This is a genomic window from Bacillus sp. FSL K6-2865, assembly GCF_040311405.1.
Taxonomy (GTDB): domain Bacteria; phylum Bacillota; class Bacilli; order Bacillales; family Bacillaceae; genus Bacillus; species Bacillus velezensis.
Map to the genome: position 1 here is coordinate 68777 of NZ_CP152036.1, position 19398 is coordinate 88174.

A 19398-nucleotide genomic window follows, 5' to 3' on the forward strand; every position below is an offset into this window, starting at 1 on the left:
TAAACAAGGCTCCCGCCTCATACAATGCAGTAATAATGCTAAAAGTATCGAGGATATGGGGGCTGAATAGATGAATTCATATTATGAGCAAAAAGGTTCTTCTTCTGTTCCGGAACAGCATGATGTAACGATGAAAGGGAGAAAGCATTTAGACATTTCGGGCGTCAAGCATGTGGAAAGTTTTGACAACGAAGAGTTTTTGCTGGAAACGGTTATGGGAATGCTTTCCGTCAGAGGCGAGAACCTGCAGATGAAAAATCTTGATGTGGAAAAAGGGATTGTATCTATAAAAGGCAGGGTGTTTGACCTTGTATATTTAGACGAGCAGCAAGGGGATAAAGCTAAAGGGTTTTTTAGCAAGTTGTTTAAATGACGCTGACCACCCAATTTTATACGATGCTGGCAATGACCGGTATGGGCGCCTGGCTCGGAGCGTCGCTTGATACATACAGGCTGTTTGTCAGCCGCGCCAAAACGGCCAGATGGCTGTTATTCATTCATGACATTCTCTTTTGGATTGTACAAGGTCTGCTGTTTTTCTATGTGCTGCTCAACGTGAATGAAGGAGAACTCAGGGTATACATTTTCTTGGCTGTCTTACTGGGGATTGCGACGTACCAAAGCCTGTTTAAACGAATGTATATAAAAATACTGAAATTTGCCATTCATCTTGCGGTGTCTCTTTACCAATTCGCAAAAAAGCTCATTCAACACGTGCTGTTCCGTCCGGTGCTTCTGCTCTTTAAGCTGCTCATCGGGCTGATCACGGTTGTTTCTTTATACTCCTATCAGGTGAGTGCCTTTTTTGCGAAGTGTCTTTTTAAGATCGTAACGTTTTTGCTGTATCCGCTGTTTTTCCTGTTGAAACAATTATTGAAACTTCTTCCTGAAAAGTGGCGTCTTACTTTCAAACGATATTTTCAAAAAAGTGCAGGATTTTTACAAAAGAGCAAGAAACTAATCATAACAATCAGATCGACCATGATACGTATTTTGAAAAGGTGAAAGGAGGACCGTCTGGTTTGAATCTATCTAGAGAACGTACAATAACTGAAATCCAAAACGACTATAAAGAGCAGGTTGAACGGCAATCCCAGCTTATGAAAAGAAGGCGGAAAGGGCTTTTCAGACGGTTGATCGTATTCGGCGCCCTTGTGTTGTTGACGGCTATTGTCTTAGCGGGTTCTCTGTGGTCACAGACCTCTTCCCTTAGCGCAAACGAAGAAAAGAAAGCTCAGCTGGAAAAACAAGTGAAAGAATTGAACGCGAAACAGGCTGATTTAAAAGATGAAATTTCCAAATTAAAGGATGAGGATTACGTCACAGAGCTTGCCAGAAGAGACTTGTTTATGTCAGGAAATGGTGAGATTCTCTTCAATGTAGAAAAGAAGAGCAAGTAGCCTTGTTGACACTTAAATTTTTATTTAGGTATAATTAAACAAACGATCTTTTTATAAGCCTAAGGAGGAGCACTTTTTTTATGTCGATTGAAGTTGGCAGCAAGTTGCAAGGGAAAATAACAGGTATTACAAATTTCGGAGCATTTGTTGAATTGCCTGGAGGCTCAACCGGTCTCGTTCATATCAGTGAGGTAGCCGATAATTATGTTAAAGACATTAACGAGCATTTAAAAGTCGGCGATCAAGTTGAAGTGAAAGTCATCAACGTTGAAAAAGACGGGAAAATTGGTTTATCAATTAAAAAAGCTAAAGACCGTCCGCAAGCCAGACCTAGAAATGATTTCCGTCCGAAAGAATCTTTTGAACAGAAAATGAACAAGTTTCTTAAAGATAGCGAAGACCGCTTATCATCTTTAAAACGAAACACGGAATCAAAACGTGGAGGGCGCGGAGCAAGAAGAGGATAACTTGCTGCTTTCTATAAATACATGGAGCATCCGTCTATCCCAGCGGGTGCTTTTTTTGTATGCGCCATTATAGTCAGAAAATTAAAACTTCAAAGTTTCTGTTGACGGAATGAAGAAACCTTTGTATTATATAACTTGTGCTTATAAGCACCTATATGGCGGTGTAGCTCAGCTGGCTAGAGCGTACGGTTCATACCCGTGAGGTCGGGGGTTCGATCCCCTCCGCCGCTACCATATATATGGCCCGTTGGTCAAGCGGTTAAGACACCGCCCTTTCACGGCGGTAACACGGGTTCGAATCCCGTACGGGTCATCAAGCGAATCGGCTTCTGTTGCAGAAGCCGATTTTTTCATATTTAGACAACTTTTTGAGAAATGTCGGAGGAAATACGAAAGGAAAGGGGAACAAGGGAGAAAGCGTCGAAGAGTTCTTTGGAATTGTTACCTTCTTTTGACAAAATCCTATCTGGGCTTTCATTTATAATGACAAGCAACGAATAAAACAGGTGGGGGATGAGAGCAATGGAAAAAGCGGAAAGAAGAGTGAACGGGCCGATGGCGGGACAAGCTCTGGAAAAACTGCAATCGTTTTTTGAAAAGGCGGCAAAGCTTACAGTCCATCAAGCGCATTCACTTTTTTTCTATAAGGGTTTCATTTATGTCGTGATCGGTTTTTTACTTGGACGGGCTTTCATATTATCTGAGGTTCTTCCGTTTGCGCTGCCGTTTTTCGGAGCGATGCTTTTGATCAGAAGAGATAAAGCCTTCTATGCTTGTCTGTCTTTACTTGCGGGCGCTTTAACCATTTCGCCGAAACACTCTTTATTGATTCTCACAGCTTTGGCCGTCTTCACTCTATTTTCAAAAATCGGTACATATATCGTGCAGGACCGGGTGAAGATGCTGCCGATCGTGGTGTTTTTCTCTATGGCTGCGGCGAGAATCGGATTTGTTTATTTTGAGAGCGGCGCTTTTACCACCTATGATTATGTGATGGCTGTTGTCGAGGCGGGCCTGGCCTTTATTTTGACGCTGATCTTTTTGCAAAGCCTGCCGATCTTCACGATCAAAAAAGTGAAGCAATCGTTAAAAATAGAAGAAATCATCTGTTTTATGATCTTGATCGCATCCGTTTTAACCGGGCTTGCCGGTGTTTCATTTCAGGGAATGCAGGCTGAACATATCCTGGCCCGCTATGTCGTGCTGAGTTTTTCCTTTGTCGGCGGGGCAAGCATCGGCTGTACGGTCGGTGTGGTGACCGGACTGATCCTCGGGCTTGCGAATATCGGGAACCTCTATCAAATGAGTCTGCTTGCGTTTTCCGGGCTTCTTGGCGGGCTGCTGAAAGAAGGAAAGAAAGCCGGAGCCGCAGTCGGGTTAGTGATCGGCTCACTGCTGATTTCATTATATGGAGAAGGGTCTGCCGGATTAATGACCACCCTTTATGAATCTTTGATTGCCGTTGTTTTGTTTTTGATTACGCCCCAATCGATTACGAAAAAGGTGGCGCGATACATACCGGGAACTGCTGAGCACAGTCAGGAACAGCAGCAGTACGCGAGGAAAATCAGAGATGTCACCGCCCAGAAAGTAGACCAGTTCTCCAATGTGTTTCATGCCTTGTCGGAGAGCTTCGCCACCTTTCATCAGACGTCTTCTGATGAGCAGGCGGAAGAAGGGGAAGTGGATCTCTTTTTAAGCAAAATCACGGAGCATTCGTGCCAATCCTGCTATAAGAAAAGCAAATGCTGGGTTCAAAACTTTGATAAAACATATGACTTAATGAAACAAGTTATGCATGAAACAGAAGAAAAACAGTATGCTTCAAACCGCAGATTAAAAAAGGAGTTTCAACAGCACTGTTCCAAATCCAGACAGGTGGAAGAGCTGATTGAGGACGAACTTGCCCACCATCACGCCCATCTGACACTGAAGAGAAAAGTTCAGGACAGCAGAAGGCTTGTTGCCGAGCAGCTGTTGGGGGTTTCTGAGGTCATGGCGGACTTTTCTCGGGAAATAAAACGGGAGAGGGAGCAGCATTTTATTCAGGAAGAACAAATGATAGAGGCGCTTCAGCATTTCGGAATCGAGATTCAGCATGTCGAGATATACAGCTTGGAGCAGGGCAATATTGATATCGAAATGACAATCCCGTTCAGCGGAGGACACGGCGAGAGTGAGAAAATTATCGCCCCGATGCTGTCTGACATTCTTGAGGAGCAGATACTTGTCAAAAGCGAACAGCACTCGACTCATCCGAATGGCTACAGCCATGTCGCGTTCGGTTCGACCAAGTCGTACCGGGTATCGACAGGCGCGGCTCATGCGGCAAAAGGCGGCGGCCTTGTCTCCGGCGACAGCTACAGCATGATGGAACTGGGGGCGAGAAAGTATGCGGCCGCGATCAGTGACGGCATGGGCAATGGGGCGAGGGCCCATTATGAGAGCAACGAAACGATTAAGCTGCTCGAAAAAATTCTCGAATCAGGTATTGATGAAAAAATAGCGATCAAAACGATCAACAGTATTCTGTCTTTACGGACGACAGACGAAATTTACTCAACTCTCGATCTTTCTATCATTGATCTTCAGGATGCAAGCTGCAAATTCTTGAAGGTCGGTTCAACGCCGAGTTTTATCAAGCGGGGAGATCAAGTCATGAAAGTGCAGGCCAGTAATCTGCCGATCGGCATCATCAATGAATTTGATGTGGAGGTTGTAAGCGAACAGTTAAAAGCGGGAGATCTGCTCGTCATGATGAGTGACGGTATTTTTGAAGGACCGAAGCACGTTGAAAACCACGACCTGTGGATGAAACGGAAAATGAAAGGGCTGAAAACCGAAGATCCGCAGGAAATCGCTGATATATTAATGGAAGAGGTCATCAGAACGCGTTCCGGCCAAATCGAAGACGATATGACGGTGGTTGTTGTCCGGATTGACCACAACACGCCGAAATGGGCTTCCATACCTGTGCCGGCGGTTTTCCAAAATAAAAAGGAGATTTCTTAATCATTTCGTATAAATCACTTTCCTTCTGGCGAAGATGGGACTAATCGTATCACCGGGAGGAATGTATGTGAATAAGGGACATTTAAATCAAGTTCTGCTGATTACAGATGGCTGCTCCAATCATGGTGAAGACCCGATCGCAATGGCGGCTTTCGCCAAGGAGCAGGGGATTACGGTGAATGTTATAGGAATTATGGAAGAAAACGCGATTGACCAAGAGGCAATGAAGGAAGTTGAAGGCATCGCCATGGCCGGAGGCGGCGTCCATCAAGTTGTGTATGCGTCACAATTGTCTCAGACGGTTCAAATGGTGACGAAAAAAGCAATGACCCAGACGCTGCAAGGTGTCGTCAATCAAGAGCTTAAACAAATCTTAGGGAAAAACGTTGAAATGGAAGAGCTTTCTCCTGAAAAACGCGGCGAAGTGATGGAAGTGGTTGATGAACTCGGCGAAACGGTTCATCTGCAAGTGCTTGTGCTGGTTGATACGAGTGCGAGTATGGCGCCGAAACTGCCGACGGTGAAAGAAGCGCTGATCGATCTTTCCATCAGTTTAAATTCCCGGGCCGGGCAAAATGAATTTGCAATGTGTATATTTCCCGGGAAAAGCCAGGAAGTTGAGCTTGTGCTGAATTGGACGCCGAAGCTTGAATCCCTTTCTGCACTCTTTGCGAAGCTGTCGACCGGCGGTATCACCCCTACGGGCCCCGCTATCCGGGAAGCGACGCAGCAGTTTGAGAGAATCCGCTCAAGAAGGAGCATGTTGGCTGATGATGAACGACGCTTTAACGAGTTTGGCATGTAGTCTGGCACCGGGGACGGCAATTCAGGGCAAATGGAACGGCAAATCCTACAGATTGCTCAAACAGCTTGGAAAAGGGGCTAACGGTATTGTATATCTGGCAGAAGCATCAGGCGGACAGGTCGCTTTGAAAATAAGCAGCGACAGCATGTCTGTTACCTCTGAAGTGAATGTCTTAAAATCCTTTTCAAAGGCCCGGTCGCAAACGATGGGGCCTTCTTTTTTTGATGCGGACGACGCGTTTATTCCGCAGCTGAATAAAAATGTCTCTTTTTACGTGATGGAGTACATAGAAGGGCCGCTTCTTCCGCAATATATCAGCAGTAAGGGAGCGGAGTGGATTCCGGTGCTGATGGTGCAGCTTCTTTCCAGCCTGTCAGTCCTTCATCAGCAAGGGTGGGTTTTTGGCGACCTCAAACCGGACAATCTCATTGTAACCGGACCACCGGCTGCCATTCGCTGCATTGATGTAGGGGGAACGACAAAACAGGGCCGCGCGATTAAAGAGTATACGGAGTTTTACGACAGGGGCTATTGGGGGTATGGAACAAGAAAAGCAGAACCATCCTATGACCTGTTTGCTGTCGCAATGATCATGATCCACTGTGTCCAGAAGAAAGAGTGCAAAAAGTCAGGACAGCCGAAAGAACAGCTTCGTTCTATCATTGAAGGCCACCCGTTTCTGAATAAGTATAAGAAGGTTCTGTTTTCTGCTTTAAACGGCCAATATCCGTCTGCGGAAGCCATGAAGCATGACATCCTGACGGCGGGGCAGAGCGCCGGGAGCAAAAGGAAAGCCGTCGTCAAGCCTAAGCCGCCGCAATCAAAACCGCGGCAGGGCACTGTATCTCAAACGCGGTATAAACCTAAACAAAAACCCGCAAAGCACAATGGTTTGTTTGAAACAACACTTATTTTAATCAGCGTTCTCGCCCTTTATTTCGCTTACATCGTCTTTTTTCTCATCTAAAGCCGGCCGGACGCCTGCGCTCATGCTTCTTCTTTGCTTGGAGGGAATGAAAGTGATAGGATATGTATATCTTTAAAAAACCTGCTCATTGTGAGGGGGACATTGTGAAAAGCGTGGAAGATTTTTTCAAAACATATCATCTTCAGGCGGAGGGAGAAACGATTATTGCCGGGGTCTCCGGAGGCCCTGATTCAATGGCGCTTCTCAGTATGCTGAATAAGCACTTCGGGCATTCCTCCGTTATCATAGCGGCGCATGTCGACCATCAGTTCAGGGGTCCTGAATCTGAAGAAGATATGAAGTTTGTGCAGTCATATTGCGAAGCGGAACATATCCTCTGCGAAACGGTACAGATTGATGTTTCTGCATACGCAAAGAAGAATAAGCTGAACAAGCAGGCTGCCGCGCGTGATTGCAGATATCAGTTTTTCGAAGATCTGATGACAAAACACCAAGCGAAGTTTTTGGCGCTGGCTCATCACGGCGATGACCAGGTTGAGACAATGCTCATGAGGCTTGCGAAAGGTACGCTCGGGGCAGGGCTTGCGGGAATGCAGCCCGTCCGCGAATTTGCATCCGGCTGGCTGATCAGGCCTTTCCTCTATGCGGCAAAGGATGAAATCCTTGAATACTGCCGTCAAGAAGGGCTCAGCTACAGAACGGATGAGAGCAATGCAAAAGACGATTATACAAGAAACAGATTCAGAAAGACCGTGCTTCCTTTTTTAAAACATGAATCACCTGACGTTCATAAAATGTTTCAAAAGGTGAGTGAAGCACTGACAGAAGACGAACAATACCTGCAGTCATTAACGAAAGAACGAATGAATAAGGTTATTACAAGCAAGTCTGACACATCGGTTGAAGTCAATTTCTCTCAATTGCTTGCCCTTCCGATACCTTTACAAAGAAGAGGAGTTCAACTAATATTAAACTATCTTTATGAAAACGTTCCATCGTCGTTTTCCGCCCGCCACATACAGCAGTTTCTCGAATGGGCGGAAAATGGAAGCGCCTCGGGAGTGCTTGATTTTCCGAAAGGGCTGAAGGTGGTCAAATCATATCAGACATGTTTGTTTACATTTGAACAATGGCAATGTGAAAAAGTTCCTTTTGAGCTGCAGCTGCAAGGAGCGGAAGGCGAGACTGCTGTTCTCCCCAACGGCTTTATGATAGAGGTGGCCGATCAGGCTGACCCTCATATCAAAAATGGGAATGCTGTTTTTATGACAAGCAGAAACAAGGTGCAATTTCCTTTAACAATCCGGACGAGAAAAATCGGCGACCGGATCAAACTTAAAGGGATGAATGGCTCGAAAAAGGTGAAAGATATATTTATTGATCATAAACTGCCTCTGCGGGATCGGGACGAATGGCCGATTGTAACGGATGCGAGCGGTGAAATTATCTGGCTGCCTGGCTTGAAAAAATCCATCTTTGACGATCTTGTGATTTCAAACAGTGACCGCATTGTATTACAATATAGACAGCATGAAAAGTGTAGGGGGCAAGCATTAACATGAAACAGGATATCGAAAAAGTGCTGATCTCAGAAGATGAGATCCAGCAGAAAGTAAAACAGCTTGGAGAACAATTAACAAGCGAGTACAGCGACACGTTTCCGTTGGCAATCGGTGTGTTAAAGGGAGCGCTTCCTTTTATGGCTGATCTTATAAAGCATATTGATACATATTTGGAAATGGACTTCATGGATGTATCAAGCTACGGAAATTCCACGGTTTCTTCCGGAGAAGTCAAAATCATCAAAGATTTGGATACATCTGTAGAAGGCCGGGACATCTTAATCATTGAAGATATTATCGACAGTGGGTTAACCTTGAGCTATCTCGTAGAACTCTTCCGATATCGTAAAGCGAAATCAATTAAGATTGTTACCCTGTTGGATAAACCAAGCGGAAGAAAAGCGGACATTAAAGCAGACTTCGTAGGCTTTGAAGTTCCTGACGCGTTTGTTGTGGGTTACGGACTTGATTATGCCGAACGCTATCGCAATCTGCCTTACATCGGAGTATTAAAACCGGCGATTTATGAAAGCTGATCGGCTGCCTGCTTCCGAGATGGTTATCGGTTGTATTGGAATGATTTTCTATGGTACTATTGAACATAGTTGTGCTTACTGTGGGAGGAGGTAAGGAATGAATCGGGTCTTCCGTAATACCATTTTTTATTTACTTATTTTATTAGTAGTAATCGGGGTTGTGAGTTACTTCCAGACTTCAAACCCGAAGACAGAAAATATGTCGTACAGTACGTTTATCAAGAACCTCGATGAAGGGAAAGTTGATAGCGTATCGGTTCAGCCTGTCAGAGGTGTTTATGAGGTAAAAGGACAGCTGAAAAAATACGACAAAGACCAGTACTTTTTAACACATGTTCCTGAAGGAAAAGGAGCAGACCAGATATTTGATGCAATTAAAAAGACGGACGTAAAAGTTGATCCCGCACAGGAAACAAGCGGGTGGGTGACGTTCTTAACGACGATCATTCCGTTTGTCATCATCTTTATTCTGTTTTTCTTCCTGCTCAATCAGGCTCAGGGCGGCGGCAGCCGTGTCATGAACTTCGGAAAGAGCAAAGCGAAGCTGTATACGGAAGAAAAGAAACGCGTGAAGTTTAAAGATGTAGCCGGCGCGGATGAGGAGAAGCAGGAGCTTGTTGAGGTTGTTGAGTTTCTGAAAGATCCTCGCAAATTCGCCGAGCTTGGCGCCAGAATCCCTAAAGGCGTGCTGTTGGTCGGACCTCCGGGAACCGGTAAGACGCTGCTTGCGAGAGCCTCAGCCGGTGAAGCGGGCGTTCCTTTCTTCAGCATCAGCGGATCTGACTTCGTTGAAATGTTTGTCGGTGTCGGTGCTTCCCGTGTGCGTGATTTATTCGAAAATGCGAAAAAGAATGCGCCTTGTCTGATCTTCATTGATGAGATCGACGCGGTGGGACGTCAGCGCGGCGCAGGTCTTGGCGGCGGGCATGATGAACGCGAACAGACGCTGAACCAGCTGCTTGTTGAGATGGACGGTTTCAGTGCGAATGAAGGAATCATTATTATCGCTGCGACAAACCGCGCGGACATTCTTGACCCTGCATTGCTCCGTCCGGGACGTTTTGACCGTCAGATTACGGTAGACCGTCCGGATGTCATCGGCCGTGAAGCCGTATTACAGGTGCATGCGAGAAACAAACCGCTTGATGAAACGGTGAACTTAAAAGCAATCGCTTCAAGAACACCCGGTTTCTCAGGCGCAGATTTAGAAAACCTTCTTAACGAAGCGGCACTCGTTGCTGCCCGTCAAAACAAGAAGAAAATTGATATGCGCGACATTGATGAAGCAACGGACCGTGTCATTGCGGGTCCTGCGAAGAAGAGCCGCGTCATCTCGAAAAAAGAACGCAATATCGTGGCGTACCACGAGGGCGGTCACACCGTTATCGGACTTGTGCTGGATGAAGCCGATATGGTTCATAAAGTAACGATCGTTCCGAGGGGGCAGGCTGGCGGATACGCGGTCATGCTTCCGAGAGAAGACCGTTACTTCCAGACAAAACCTGAACTTCTCGATAAAATTGTCGGTCTTCTGGGCGGACGCGTTGCCGAGGAAATTATCTTCGGCGAAGTCAGCACGGGCGCTCACAATGACTTCCAGCGGGCAACGAACATTGCCAGAAGAATGGTGACAGAGTTCGGTATGTCTGAAAAACTCGGACCGCTTCAGTTCGGTCAATCTCAAGGCGGTCAAGTATTCCTGGGCCGGGATTTCAACAACGAGCAAAACTACAGTGATCAAATCGCTTACGAAATCGATCAGGAAATTCAGCGCATCATTAAAGAATGTTATGAGCGTGCGAAAACCATCCTGACTGAAAATCGTGATAAGCTTGAATTGATTGCTCAGACATTGCTTGATGTGGAAACATTAGATGCGGAACAAATCAAGCATCTCGTGGATCACGGAAAACTCCCTGAGCGCAATTTCTCAGATGACCATCTTCAAAAAGACGATGTGAAAGTAAACATCCTGTCTAAAACAGAAGACGAAAAGAAAGACGAGCCGAAAGAATAGTTCGCTTTCTGATATGAAAACCGCCGGCATATACCGGCGGTTTTTTTGCTGGTTCCGTTTTGTTTACAAAAGAGCCGCAGATCGTGTATGGTATTGTAGAATGTTGAAAATGTTATGATTAGAAACTATTCAAAAGTGGTGATAGAGGTTGTTACTGGTTATAGATGTGGGGAACACCAACACCGTGATTGGTGTATATCATGATGGGGAATTAGAATATCATTGGCGCATAGAAACGAGCAGGCACAAAACAGAAGACGAATTCGGCATGCTGCTCCGCTCCTTATTTAAACATTCCGGACTCATGTTTGAACAGATTGAAGGGATTATCATCTCATCCGTGGTGCCGCCGATTATGTTTTCTTTAGAAAGAATGTGCACAAAATACTTTCACATCGAGCCGCAAGTTGTCGGCCCGGGAATGAAAACAGGTTTAAATATAAAGTATGACAATCCGAAAGAAGTGGGAGCTGACAGGATCGTCAATGCCGTTGCGGCGATCCAGCAGTATGGCGGCCCCTTAATTGTTGTTGATTTCGGAACGGCGACGACGTATTGCTACATTGATGAAAACAAACAATACATGGGCGGCGCGATTGCTCCCGGCATTACGATTTCAACGGAAGCGCTGTACTCACGTGCGGCGAAGCTTCCAAGAATTGAAATTGCCCGTCCGGACAATATCATCGGCAAAAACACGGTAAGCGCCATGCAGTCCGGCATTCTTTTCGGCTATGTCGGACAAGTTGAAGGTATAGTGAAGCGGATGAAATGGCAGGCAACACAGGAACCGAAAGTCATTGCGACAGGCGGGCTTGCGTCATTAATCGCAAACGAATCAGACTGTATTGATATTGTTGACCCGTTTCTCACTCTGAAAGGGCTGGAAATCATTTATGAGCGAAATCGCGTGGGTCACGTATAGGAGGTAAACGATGGATTATTTAATTAAAGCAATTGCATATGACGGTAAAGTGCGGGCTTATGCAGCCAGAACGACAGATATGGTTAATGAAGCGCAAAGAAGGCATGACACGTGGCCGACGGCATCAGCCGCAATCGGCCGGACGATGACAGCTTCTCTGATGCTCGGAGCGATGCTTAAGGGTGAAGATAAGCTGACAGTCAAAATAGAAGGCGGCGGCCCGATCGGAGCCATTGTCGCAGATGCGAACGCAAAGGGTGAGGTAAGAGCGTACGTATCAAACCCGCACGTTCATTTTGATCTCAATGAACAAGGGAAACTGGATGTCAGACGGGCGGTCGGAACTGACGGAACACTCAGTGTCGTAAAAGATTTGGGCTTGCGTGATTATTTTACGGGACAAGTAGAGATTGTCTCGGGTGAACTCGGTGACGACTTCACATATTATCTTGTTTCTTCTGAACAAGTCCCTTCATCTGTCGGCGTAGGTGTTCTAGTAAATCCTGATAACACGATTCTCGCTGCGGGCGGGTTCATCATTCAGCTTCTTCCGGGGACTGATGAAGAAACCATTTCAACAATTGAAAAGCAATTATCTCAAATCGAACCGATTTCAAAATTGATTCAAAAAGGCCTGACACCGGAAGAAATCTTAGAAGAAGTTCTGGGTCAAAAACCGGACGTTCTCGAAACAATGCCGGTCAAATTTCACTGTTCTTGTTCAAAAGATCGATTCGAAACGGCCATTTTAGGACTAGGCAAAAAAGAAATACAAGATATGATAGAAGAAGACGGAAAAGCCGAAGCGGTTTGCCATTTTTGTAATGAGAAATATTTATTTACAAAAGAAGAACTGGAAGAGCTTCGTGACGAAACAACCCGCTAGCTCTTTAGCGGGTTGTTCTATTTTATAAAAGGGATGGGGTAGATTTTGAAATCGAGAACACTTTTGACGATTATTGTAGCGGCGCTGTTAGTATGCAGTGTGACAGTGGCGTATAAGTTAACAAAATCCCAAGCCGCGGGGTCATCTGAAGAATCCATCGCGACAATCGGTGATAAACATATCACACGGCAAGACTGGATGAAAAAGATGGAAGACCAGTACGGAAAATCAACTCTGGAAGACATGATTAATGCAGAAGTAGTGGAAGAGCTTGCGAAAAAGAATAAACTTACAGTTTCAAACAGCGAATTGGAGCGGGAATTTCTTTTAATCAAAGCGGTAGATAATTCATTTTATGAAGACAGCCATATTACCGAAAAAGAATGGAGAGACCAGATCCGCTACAACATTCTTCTTGAAGAACTGCTGACGAAGGACATCGATATATCGGATAAGGAAATGCAATCATTTTATAATAAAAATAAAGAATTGTACCATTTCGATGATTCCTACAGAATCCGGCACATTGTCGTCAAAAACAAAGATGAGGCGGACAGGGTGCTTGCTGATTTGAAAGGCGGTTCCAGCTTTGAAGCCGTCGCCGCTGAACGTTCTACGGACAGATATACGTCTCAGTATGGCGGAGACCTCGGCTTTGTGACAGAAAACCAGGAAAATATCCCGCAGGCATATATCACAGAAGCTAAAAGTCTTAAAGAAGATGAATGGTCCGCTGAACCGATTAAAGTTTCTTCAGGATACGCCGTCATTCAGCTGAAAGAAAAGCTTAAATCGAGAACTTTCTCATACAATGAAGTGAAGAGCCAAATCAGACGCCAGATCGCGATGGATCAATTAGGTGACAAGGCGACAGTCAAAACGCTGTGGAAAGAGGCGGGGGTCTCTTGGTTCTACGGGGAAAAAAGAACTAAATGATTGACAAAAAATTTTGAAATTGATAACTTATATTTATAATACCAATAAATTTAGTCGGAAATTGAGGTGTCCAACATGGTGCGTATTGCAAATTCTATTACTGAACTAATCGGAAATACTCCTATTGTGAAATTGAATCGCCTGACGGATGAAAACAGTGCAGATGTATATCTGAAGCTTGAATACATGAATCCGGGCAGCAGCGTAAAAGACCGGATCGGAGTGGCGATGATTGAAGCGGCTGAAAAAGAAGGAAAATTAAAAGCCGGCGACACAATCATTGAACCGACAAGCGGAAATACAGGAATCGGTCTTGCGATGGTGGCAGCGGCTAAAGGTCTCAGAGCCATTCTCGTTATGCCTGATACAATGAGTATGGAGCGACGCAATCTGCTGCGCGCATACGGAGCGGAGCTTGTGCTGACTCCCGGCGCAGAAGGAATGAAGGGCGCCATTAAAAAGGCGGAAGAACTTGCCGAGGAACACGGATACTTTGTGCCTCAGCAATTCAACAATGCGGCAAACCCGGAAATTCACCGCCAAACGACAGGGAAAGAAATCGTAGAACAGTTTGGTGACGACCAGCTTGATGCGTTCGTGGCCGGAATCGGTACCGGCGGAACCATCACGGGAGCGGGCGAAGTGCTGAAAGAAGCATATCCATCCATCAAAATCTATGCGGTAGAGCCGGCGGATTCTCCAGTTCTTTCCGGCGGAAAACCGGGCCCGCATAAAATTCAGGGTATCGGAGCGGGATTTGTCCCTGAAACATTGAATACGGACATCTATGATCAGATCATTCCCGTCAAAAACGAGGATGCATTTGAATATGCCCGTAAAACGGCAAAAGAAGAAGGGATTCTTGGCGGCATTTCTTCCGGAGCGGCCATTTACGCGGCACTGGAAATCGCGAAAAAATTGGGGAAAGGCAAGAAAGTGCTTGCGATCATCCCTAGTAACGGAGAACGTTACTTAAGCACACCGCTTTATCAGTTTGAATAGAGACATACACACGGCTCCCGGCTGTATCCGGGAGTTTTTTTTGTGCCTGAAGCATCGGAAATCCAAAAAACGTTTCGAATTTTATGGTTGGAAGTGAAATTCACTTTTTTCACCAGTGTGATTGCTTTAAAATAAAACTACAGTAAAACGAAGCAGAGGATTGATATGATGGCACAACGCAGACCGGCAGGAAGAAAAATACCTTTTACGAAACAAGCATTTTTACAGCGATATGAAAACCTTTCGAAATCGAGAAAACGGCATGTTCTGCTCGAAAGCGCGAGAGGGGGAAGATTCAGTATAGCCGGTCTAGATCCGATTGCGTCCGTCAGAGGAAAAGACGGAATTACAACGATCAAGCATGAGGGGGAAACACTGTTTAAAGAAGGAGACCCGCTGCGGGCCTTTCATGAATGGTTTGGAACGCTCGGAACGGAAACAAACGTTGAGTTTCCGGACTTTCAGGGCGGTGCGATTGGTTTTATCAGTTACGACTACGCCCGATATATTGAGAATTTTAAGATGCTGTCGTTAGATGATCTGGAAACACCTGATATTTACTTTCTGGTTTTTGATGATGTGGCTGTTTATGACCATGAGGAAGAGGCGTTATGGCTCATTACCCATACTGAAGCGGAAGAAGCGGATCTTGCGGAAGAAAAGCTGTCCGGCTTAGAGGACATGTGGTGTTCCCTCCAAACGGCGGACGAGCCTTTTTCACCGCTGAATCGGAATGGGGACGGATCGTACGCCGCTCCGTTCACCGAGGAAGGATTTTCACAGGCTGTAGAACAAATTAAACAATATATCGCGAGCGGCGATGTGTTCCAGGTTAATTTGTCCATCAGGCAGTCTCAGTCCTTATTCGTTCATCCGTATGAGGTGTATAAACACTTGAGAAACGTCAATCCGTCTCCTTACATGGCCTATCTCGAGACACCGGGGTTTCAAGTGATATGCGGGTCGCCGGAGCTATTGGTGACAAAGAAGGGGAAGAAGCTTGAAACGAGACCGATCGCGGGTACGCGTTCAAGAGGAAAAGACGATGCTGAAGACAAGGCTTTGGCTGATGAATTAATTCACAACGAAAAAGAACGTGCGGAACATGTCATGCTTGTTGATCTTGAGCGCAATGACCTCGGGCGCGTATCGCGCTACGGCTCCGTGCGGGTTAACGAATTTATGGCAATCGAAAAGTATTCCCACGTCATGCATATCGTGTCAAACGTACAGGGGGAACTGCAGGACGGATATGACGCGACAGACATTATTCATGCGGTTTTCCCGGGGGGCACCATCACGGGAGCGCCCAAAGTGAGAACGATGGAAATTATAGAAGAGCTTGAGCCGACAAGACGGGGGCTTTATACTGGATCTATAGGCTGGTTCGGATTCAACGGAGATTTGCAGTTTAACATTGTGATCCGGACGATCTATGCAGCCGGCGGACATGCTTTCATGCAGTCCGGAGCAGGAGTGGTCATTGATTCGGTTCCGAAGCATGAATACAAGGAATCGTTCAAAAAAGCTTTTGCGATGAAAAAGGCGTTAGAGCTGAGCGAAGAAGAGACAAAAAATCAGACGAGGTGAGCAGAGATGATTTTAATGATTGACAATTATGATTCATTTACGTACAACTTGGTTCAATATTTGGGTGAGCTCGGGGAGGAACTGATCGTCAGACGGAATGACGAGATTACGATTGAGCAGATTGAAGAGCTGGGTCCGGACTTCTTAATGATTTCACCCGGGCCGTGCAGTCCTGATGAAGCGGGGATCAGCCTCGAAGCCATCAAACATTTTGCCGGCAGTATTCCTATTTTCGGCGTATGTCTCGGACATCAGTCGATTGCGCAAGTATTCGGCGGCGACGTCGTCAGAGCGGAGCGGCTCATGCACGGCAAAACGTCAGAAGTTATGCATGACGGACAGACGATTTTTAAAGGCCTGCAAAATCCGCTTGTCGCCACCCGGTACCATTCACTTATTGTCAAAGCGGACACGCTGCCGGATTGTTTTACGGTATCCGCTCAAACCAAAGAAGGAGAAATTATGGCAATCCGCCATAATGAGCTGCCTGTTGAAGGTGTTCAGTTCCATCCGGAATCCATCATGACCTCCTTCGGCAAAGAGATGCTCAGAAACTTTATAGAGACACACCGCAAAAAGGAAGTGACGGTGTGATTATATATTTGAATGGTCAATATATAGAGGAGAAAGAAGCGGCGCTTTCTCCTTTTGACCATGGTTATCTGTACGGGATCGGCGCGTTCGAGACGTTCAGGCTTTACAGCGGTCGGCCGTTTCTGCCGGATGCGCATGTCGCCAGGCTCAACAGGGCGCTTCGGGATCTGCAGATTGCATATGAGGTGAACAAACAGGAGCTGCTTGATATGCTTCGGAGACTGTTGCTCCTCAATGAGATCAAGGACGGCAGCGCGCGTGTCCGGCTTAACATCTCGGCAGGCGTCAGCGATAAAGGGTTTGCCGCGCAGACTTATGAAAAGCCGACCGTCCTTTGTTTCGTCAACCGGCTCAATCCGGAAACTCTGCCTGTTCAAAAAGAAGGCAGGCTTCTCTCTATCAGGAGAAATACGCCTGAAGGATATTTCCGGTTAAAATCCCATCACTATTTAAACAACATGTATGCTAAACGGGAGATCGGGAATGATCCCAATCTTGAAGGCATTTTCCTGACCGGAGAAGGAGATGTCGCGGAAGGCATCGTCTCCAACGTGTTTTGGAAAAAAGGAGACAAGGTCTTTACACCATCCTTGGATACGGGAATTCTCGACGGCGTAACGAGACAGTTTGTTATTGATGAATTGAAACGGCAGGGGACAGAAGTCACCGAAGGCCGATTCCGTTTTCAATCAATGCTTGAAGCGGATGAAGCATGGTTGACAAACTCCGTGCTTGAAATCATCCCGTTTTCTAAAATAGAGGAAGTGCCGCTGCCCGGAGTGAGCGGAAAAACGGTGCAATTGCTCCGTAATCAGTATCAGCAGGAAATAAACAAAATGAATGTACAGGAGGAGGAACAAAATGGCGCAGCAAACAATTGAACAGCCTAAACTGATTCATACAAAAAAAGGCGCTCTGTCCTATAAAGAGAAGACGCTCGTTATGGGGATATTAAATGTAACGCCAGACTCCTTCTCTGACGGCGGTAAATACGACAGTACGGAAAGGGCGCTTCTGCATGCGGCGAAGATGGCTGAAGAAGGGGCGCATATCATAGATATCGGCGGCGAATCGACAAGACCCGGCGCATCACTCGTGTCGGCTGATGAGGAAATGTCACGAGTCATCCCCGTCATAGAGCGGATCACAAGCGAGCTGGACATTCCGCTTTCAATCGATACGTACAAAGCGTCCGTGGCAGACGAAGCGGTCAAAGCGGGAGCCTCTATCCTTAATGACATCTGGGGGGCGAAAGGTGATCCTGACATGGCGTCAGTAGCCGCCGCACACGGGGTTCCGATTATCTTAATGCATAATCGCATGGAAAGAAACTACAACGATCTTATTCCTGATATGCTTGCAGACTTGATGGAAAGCGTAAAAATTGCCGCAGAAGCCGGCGTCACAGATGAAAACATGATTCTGGATCCGGGGATCGGCTTTGCGAAAAACTATGAGGACAATCTGGCTGTCATGAACAAGCTGGAGGTGTTCAGCGGGTTAGGTTATCCGCTGCTCCTGGCGACATCGAGAAAAAGGTTCATCGGCCGTGTGCTTGACCTTCCCCCTGAAGAACGTGCCGAGGGAACGGGAGCGACAGTATGCCTTGGCGTCCAAAAAGGCTGCGACATTGTGAGGGTGCACGATGTCAAAGAGATCGCAAGAATGACGAAGATGATGGATGCTATGTTGAACAAAGGAGGCGTACATTATGGATAAAGTATATGTGGAAGGTATGGAGTTTTACGGATATCACGGCGTGTTCGAAGAAGAAAACAAACTCGGCCAGCGCTTCAAAGTAGACCTGACTGCCGAACTGGATTTGAGCAAAGCGGGAAAAACGGATGACCTCTCTTATACCATTAACTATGCGGAATTGTACAGTGTCTGCCGCGGCATCGTTGAGGGCGAGCCCGTTAATTTGGTCGAGACCCTTGCGGAACGGATCGCAGACACCGTCCTTGAGAAATTTGAACCGGTGCAGCAATGTACGGTAAAGGTTGTTAAGCCTGACCCGCCGATTCCCGGCCATTATAAATCAGTGGCCATAGAAATGACGAGAAAGAAATCATGAACAATACGGCATATATCGGCCTCGGCTCCAATATGGGCGACCGTGAACATTATTTGCGTCAGGCAGTGGCCATGCTCAGCCGGCATCATGGCGTGACGGTGTCAAAGGTGTCCTCCATATATGAAACAGATCCCGTCGGCTATGAGGATCAAGATCAGTTTCTCAATATGGCGGTTGAAGTGAAAACGTCGTTATCTCCTTTTGAACTTCTTGATGTAACGCAGAGCATTGAAGCTGAATTAGGCAGAACGAGAGAGATTCGCTGGGGACCGCGGACGGCAGACCTTGACATTTTGCTGTATAATCGTGAAAATATTGAAACAGAGCGGCTGATTGTTCCGCATCCGAGAATGTATGAGCGCTTATTTGTCCTTGCGCCGTTAAAAGAAATATGCCCGCAGGCGGATCATATCACGATAAGCGCTGAAACAAACCAAGAAGGTGTAAGAGTATGGAAGCAGAAATCTGGGGTAGGCGAATTCGTGCATTCAGAAAGCTGAAAGGTTATACTCAAGAAGGATTTGCAAAAGCATTAGGTATATCAGTTTCTATTGTCGGTGAAATTGAACGCGGAAACCGATTGCCGTCAGATGCCATCATTCAAGATGCGGCAGATGTTTTAAATATAAGTGCGGACGAATTGGCCCCGCCTGAAAAATAGACA

Annotated in this window: 21 protein-coding genes and 2 tRNA genes; all 23 read left to right on the plus strand. The window is 46.2% G+C overall.

Going from position 1 to position 19398, the window contains the following annotated elements; genetic code table 11:
- The first annotated feature begins 70 nt into the window (after nucleotides 1–70).
- The 23 genes from yabP (at nucleotide 71) to NYE42_RS00475 (ending at nucleotide 19395) form a co-directional block, all read left to right on the plus strand.
- Nucleotides 71–373 (plus strand): sporulation protein YabP, encoded by a 303-nt coding sequence (gene yabP, locus NYE42_RS00365; protein WP_004264638.1) that lies wholly within the window; start codon nucleotides 71–73, stop codon nucleotides 371–373.
- Nucleotides 370–1005 carry a spore cortex biosynthesis protein YabQ gene (gene yabQ / locus NYE42_RS00370; protein ID WP_144665028.1) on the plus strand — a complete coding sequence of 212 codons (636 nt, stop codon included), beginning with the start codon at nucleotides 370–372 and terminating at the stop codon, nucleotides 1003–1005. Before yabP ends, yabQ begins: the two co-directional genes overlap by 4 nt.
- A 17-nt stretch (nucleotides 1006–1022) precedes the next feature.
- Nucleotides 1023–1400 carry a cell division protein DivIC gene (gene divIC, locus NYE42_RS00375; protein WP_004264632.1) on the plus strand — a complete coding sequence of 126 codons (378 nt, stop codon included), beginning with the start codon at nucleotides 1023–1025 and terminating at the stop codon, nucleotides 1398–1400.
- A gap of 80 nt (nucleotides 1401–1480) precedes the next feature.
- Complete coding sequence (locus tag NYE42_RS00380) at nucleotides 1481–1867, plus strand: S1 domain-containing RNA-binding protein (RefSeq protein WP_004264630.1); 387 nt, start codon at nucleotides 1481–1483, stop codon at nucleotides 1865–1867.
- A 157-nt stretch (nucleotides 1868–2024) separates the two neighbouring features.
- A tRNA-Met gene (locus NYE42_RS00385) sits at nucleotides 2025–2101 on the plus strand.
- A gap of 7 nt (nucleotides 2102–2108) precedes the next feature.
- Nucleotides 2109–2180 (plus strand) — tRNA-Glu (locus tag NYE42_RS00390).
- Between the two features lie 209 nt (nucleotides 2181–2389).
- Nucleotides 2390–4879: a stage II sporulation protein E gene (gene spoIIE / locus NYE42_RS00395; RefSeq protein ID WP_007409936.1), complete on the plus strand. Its 2490-nt coding sequence runs from the start codon at nucleotides 2390–2392 to the stop codon at nucleotides 4877–4879.
- Between the two features lie 67 nt (nucleotides 4880–4946).
- The gene (locus NYE42_RS00400; RefSeq protein ID WP_004264624.1) at nucleotides 4947–5684 is read left to right on the plus strand and encodes a VWA domain-containing protein; all 738 of its coding nucleotides are present in this window, start codon (nucleotides 4947–4949) and stop codon (nucleotides 5682–5684) included.
- Nucleotides 5650–6651: a serine/threonine-protein kinase gene (locus NYE42_RS00405; RefSeq protein WP_352426692.1), complete on the plus strand. Its 1002-nt coding sequence runs from the start codon at nucleotides 5650–5652 to the stop codon at nucleotides 6649–6651. The genes NYE42_RS00400 and NYE42_RS00405 overlap by 35 nt, the downstream gene beginning before the upstream one ends.
- Before the next feature lie 104 nt (nucleotides 6652–6755).
- Nucleotides 6756–8174: a tRNA lysidine(34) synthetase TilS gene (gene tilS, locus NYE42_RS00410; protein WP_144464958.1), complete on the plus strand. Its 1419-nt coding sequence runs from the start codon at nucleotides 6756–6758 to the stop codon at nucleotides 8172–8174.
- Nucleotides 8171–8710 carry a hypoxanthine phosphoribosyltransferase gene (gene hpt / locus NYE42_RS00415; protein ID WP_004264611.1) on the plus strand — a complete coding sequence of 180 codons (540 nt, stop codon included), beginning with the start codon at nucleotides 8171–8173 and terminating at the stop codon, nucleotides 8708–8710. Before tilS ends, hpt begins: the two co-directional genes overlap by 4 nt.
- A gap of 97 nt (nucleotides 8711–8807) precedes the next feature.
- Entirely contained in the window at nucleotides 8808–10727 is a 1920-nt protein-coding gene (gene ftsH / locus NYE42_RS00420; protein ID WP_004264608.1) for an ATP-dependent zinc metalloprotease FtsH, read from the plus strand.
- Between the two features lie 148 nt (nucleotides 10728–10875).
- Complete coding sequence (locus NYE42_RS00425) at nucleotides 10876–11652, plus strand: type III pantothenate kinase (protein ID WP_352426693.1); 777 nt, start codon at nucleotides 10876–10878, stop codon at nucleotides 11650–11652.
- Between the two features lie 10 nt (nucleotides 11653–11662).
- Nucleotides 11663–12538, plus strand: coding sequence for an Hsp33 family molecular chaperone HslO (gene hslO, locus NYE42_RS00430; protein ID WP_004264606.1), 876 nt, complete (start codon nucleotides 11663–11665; stop codon nucleotides 12536–12538).
- A gap of 45 nt (nucleotides 12539–12583) precedes the next feature.
- The gene (locus tag NYE42_RS00435) at nucleotides 12584–13474 is read left to right on the plus strand and encodes a peptidyl-prolyl cis-trans isomerase (RefSeq protein WP_033575241.1); all 891 of its coding nucleotides are present in this window, start codon (nucleotides 12584–12586) and stop codon (nucleotides 13472–13474) included.
- 75 nt (nucleotides 13475–13549) lie between these two features.
- Complete coding sequence (cysK, locus tag NYE42_RS00440; RefSeq protein WP_007615206.1) at nucleotides 13550–14476, plus strand: cysteine synthase A; 927 nt, start codon at nucleotides 13550–13552, stop codon at nucleotides 14474–14476.
- Between the two features lie 168 nt (nucleotides 14477–14644).
- Entirely contained in the window at nucleotides 14645–16066 is a 1422-nt protein-coding gene (gene pabB / locus NYE42_RS00445) for an aminodeoxychorismate synthase, component I (RefSeq protein WP_277507064.1), read from the plus strand.
- A 6-nt stretch (nucleotides 16067–16072) separates the two neighbouring features.
- Nucleotides 16073–16660, plus strand: a complete 588-nt coding sequence (pabA, locus tag NYE42_RS00450; protein WP_007409944.1) for an aminodeoxychorismate/anthranilate synthase component II — start codon at nucleotides 16073–16075, stop codon at nucleotides 16658–16660.
- On the plus strand, nucleotides 16657–17541 hold the full coding sequence (gene pabC, locus NYE42_RS00455) for an aminodeoxychorismate lyase (protein ID WP_277507063.1): 885 nt from the start codon (nucleotides 16657–16659) through the stop codon (nucleotides 17539–17541). The genes pabA and pabC overlap by 4 nt, the downstream gene beginning before the upstream one ends.
- The gene (folP, locus tag NYE42_RS00460; RefSeq protein WP_007409946.1) at nucleotides 17522–18379 is read left to right on the plus strand and encodes a dihydropteroate synthase; all 858 of its coding nucleotides are present in this window, start codon (nucleotides 17522–17524) and stop codon (nucleotides 18377–18379) included. Before pabC ends, folP begins: the two co-directional genes overlap by 20 nt.
- Entirely contained in the window at nucleotides 18372–18734 is a 363-nt protein-coding gene (gene folB / locus NYE42_RS00465; protein ID WP_003150671.1) for a dihydroneopterin aldolase, read from the plus strand. Before folP ends, folB begins: the two co-directional genes overlap by 8 nt.
- Nucleotides 18731–19234, plus strand: coding sequence for a 2-amino-4-hydroxy-6-hydroxymethyldihydropteridine diphosphokinase (gene folK / locus NYE42_RS00470; protein WP_007409947.1), 504 nt, complete (start codon nucleotides 18731–18733; stop codon nucleotides 19232–19234). The genes folB and folK overlap by 4 nt, the downstream gene beginning before the upstream one ends.
- Entirely contained in the window at nucleotides 19186–19395 is a 210-nt protein-coding gene (locus NYE42_RS00475; protein WP_003150668.1) for a helix-turn-helix transcriptional regulator, read from the plus strand. The genes folK and NYE42_RS00475 overlap by 49 nt, the downstream gene beginning before the upstream one ends.
- Nucleotides 19396–19398: the final 3 nt, after the last annotated feature.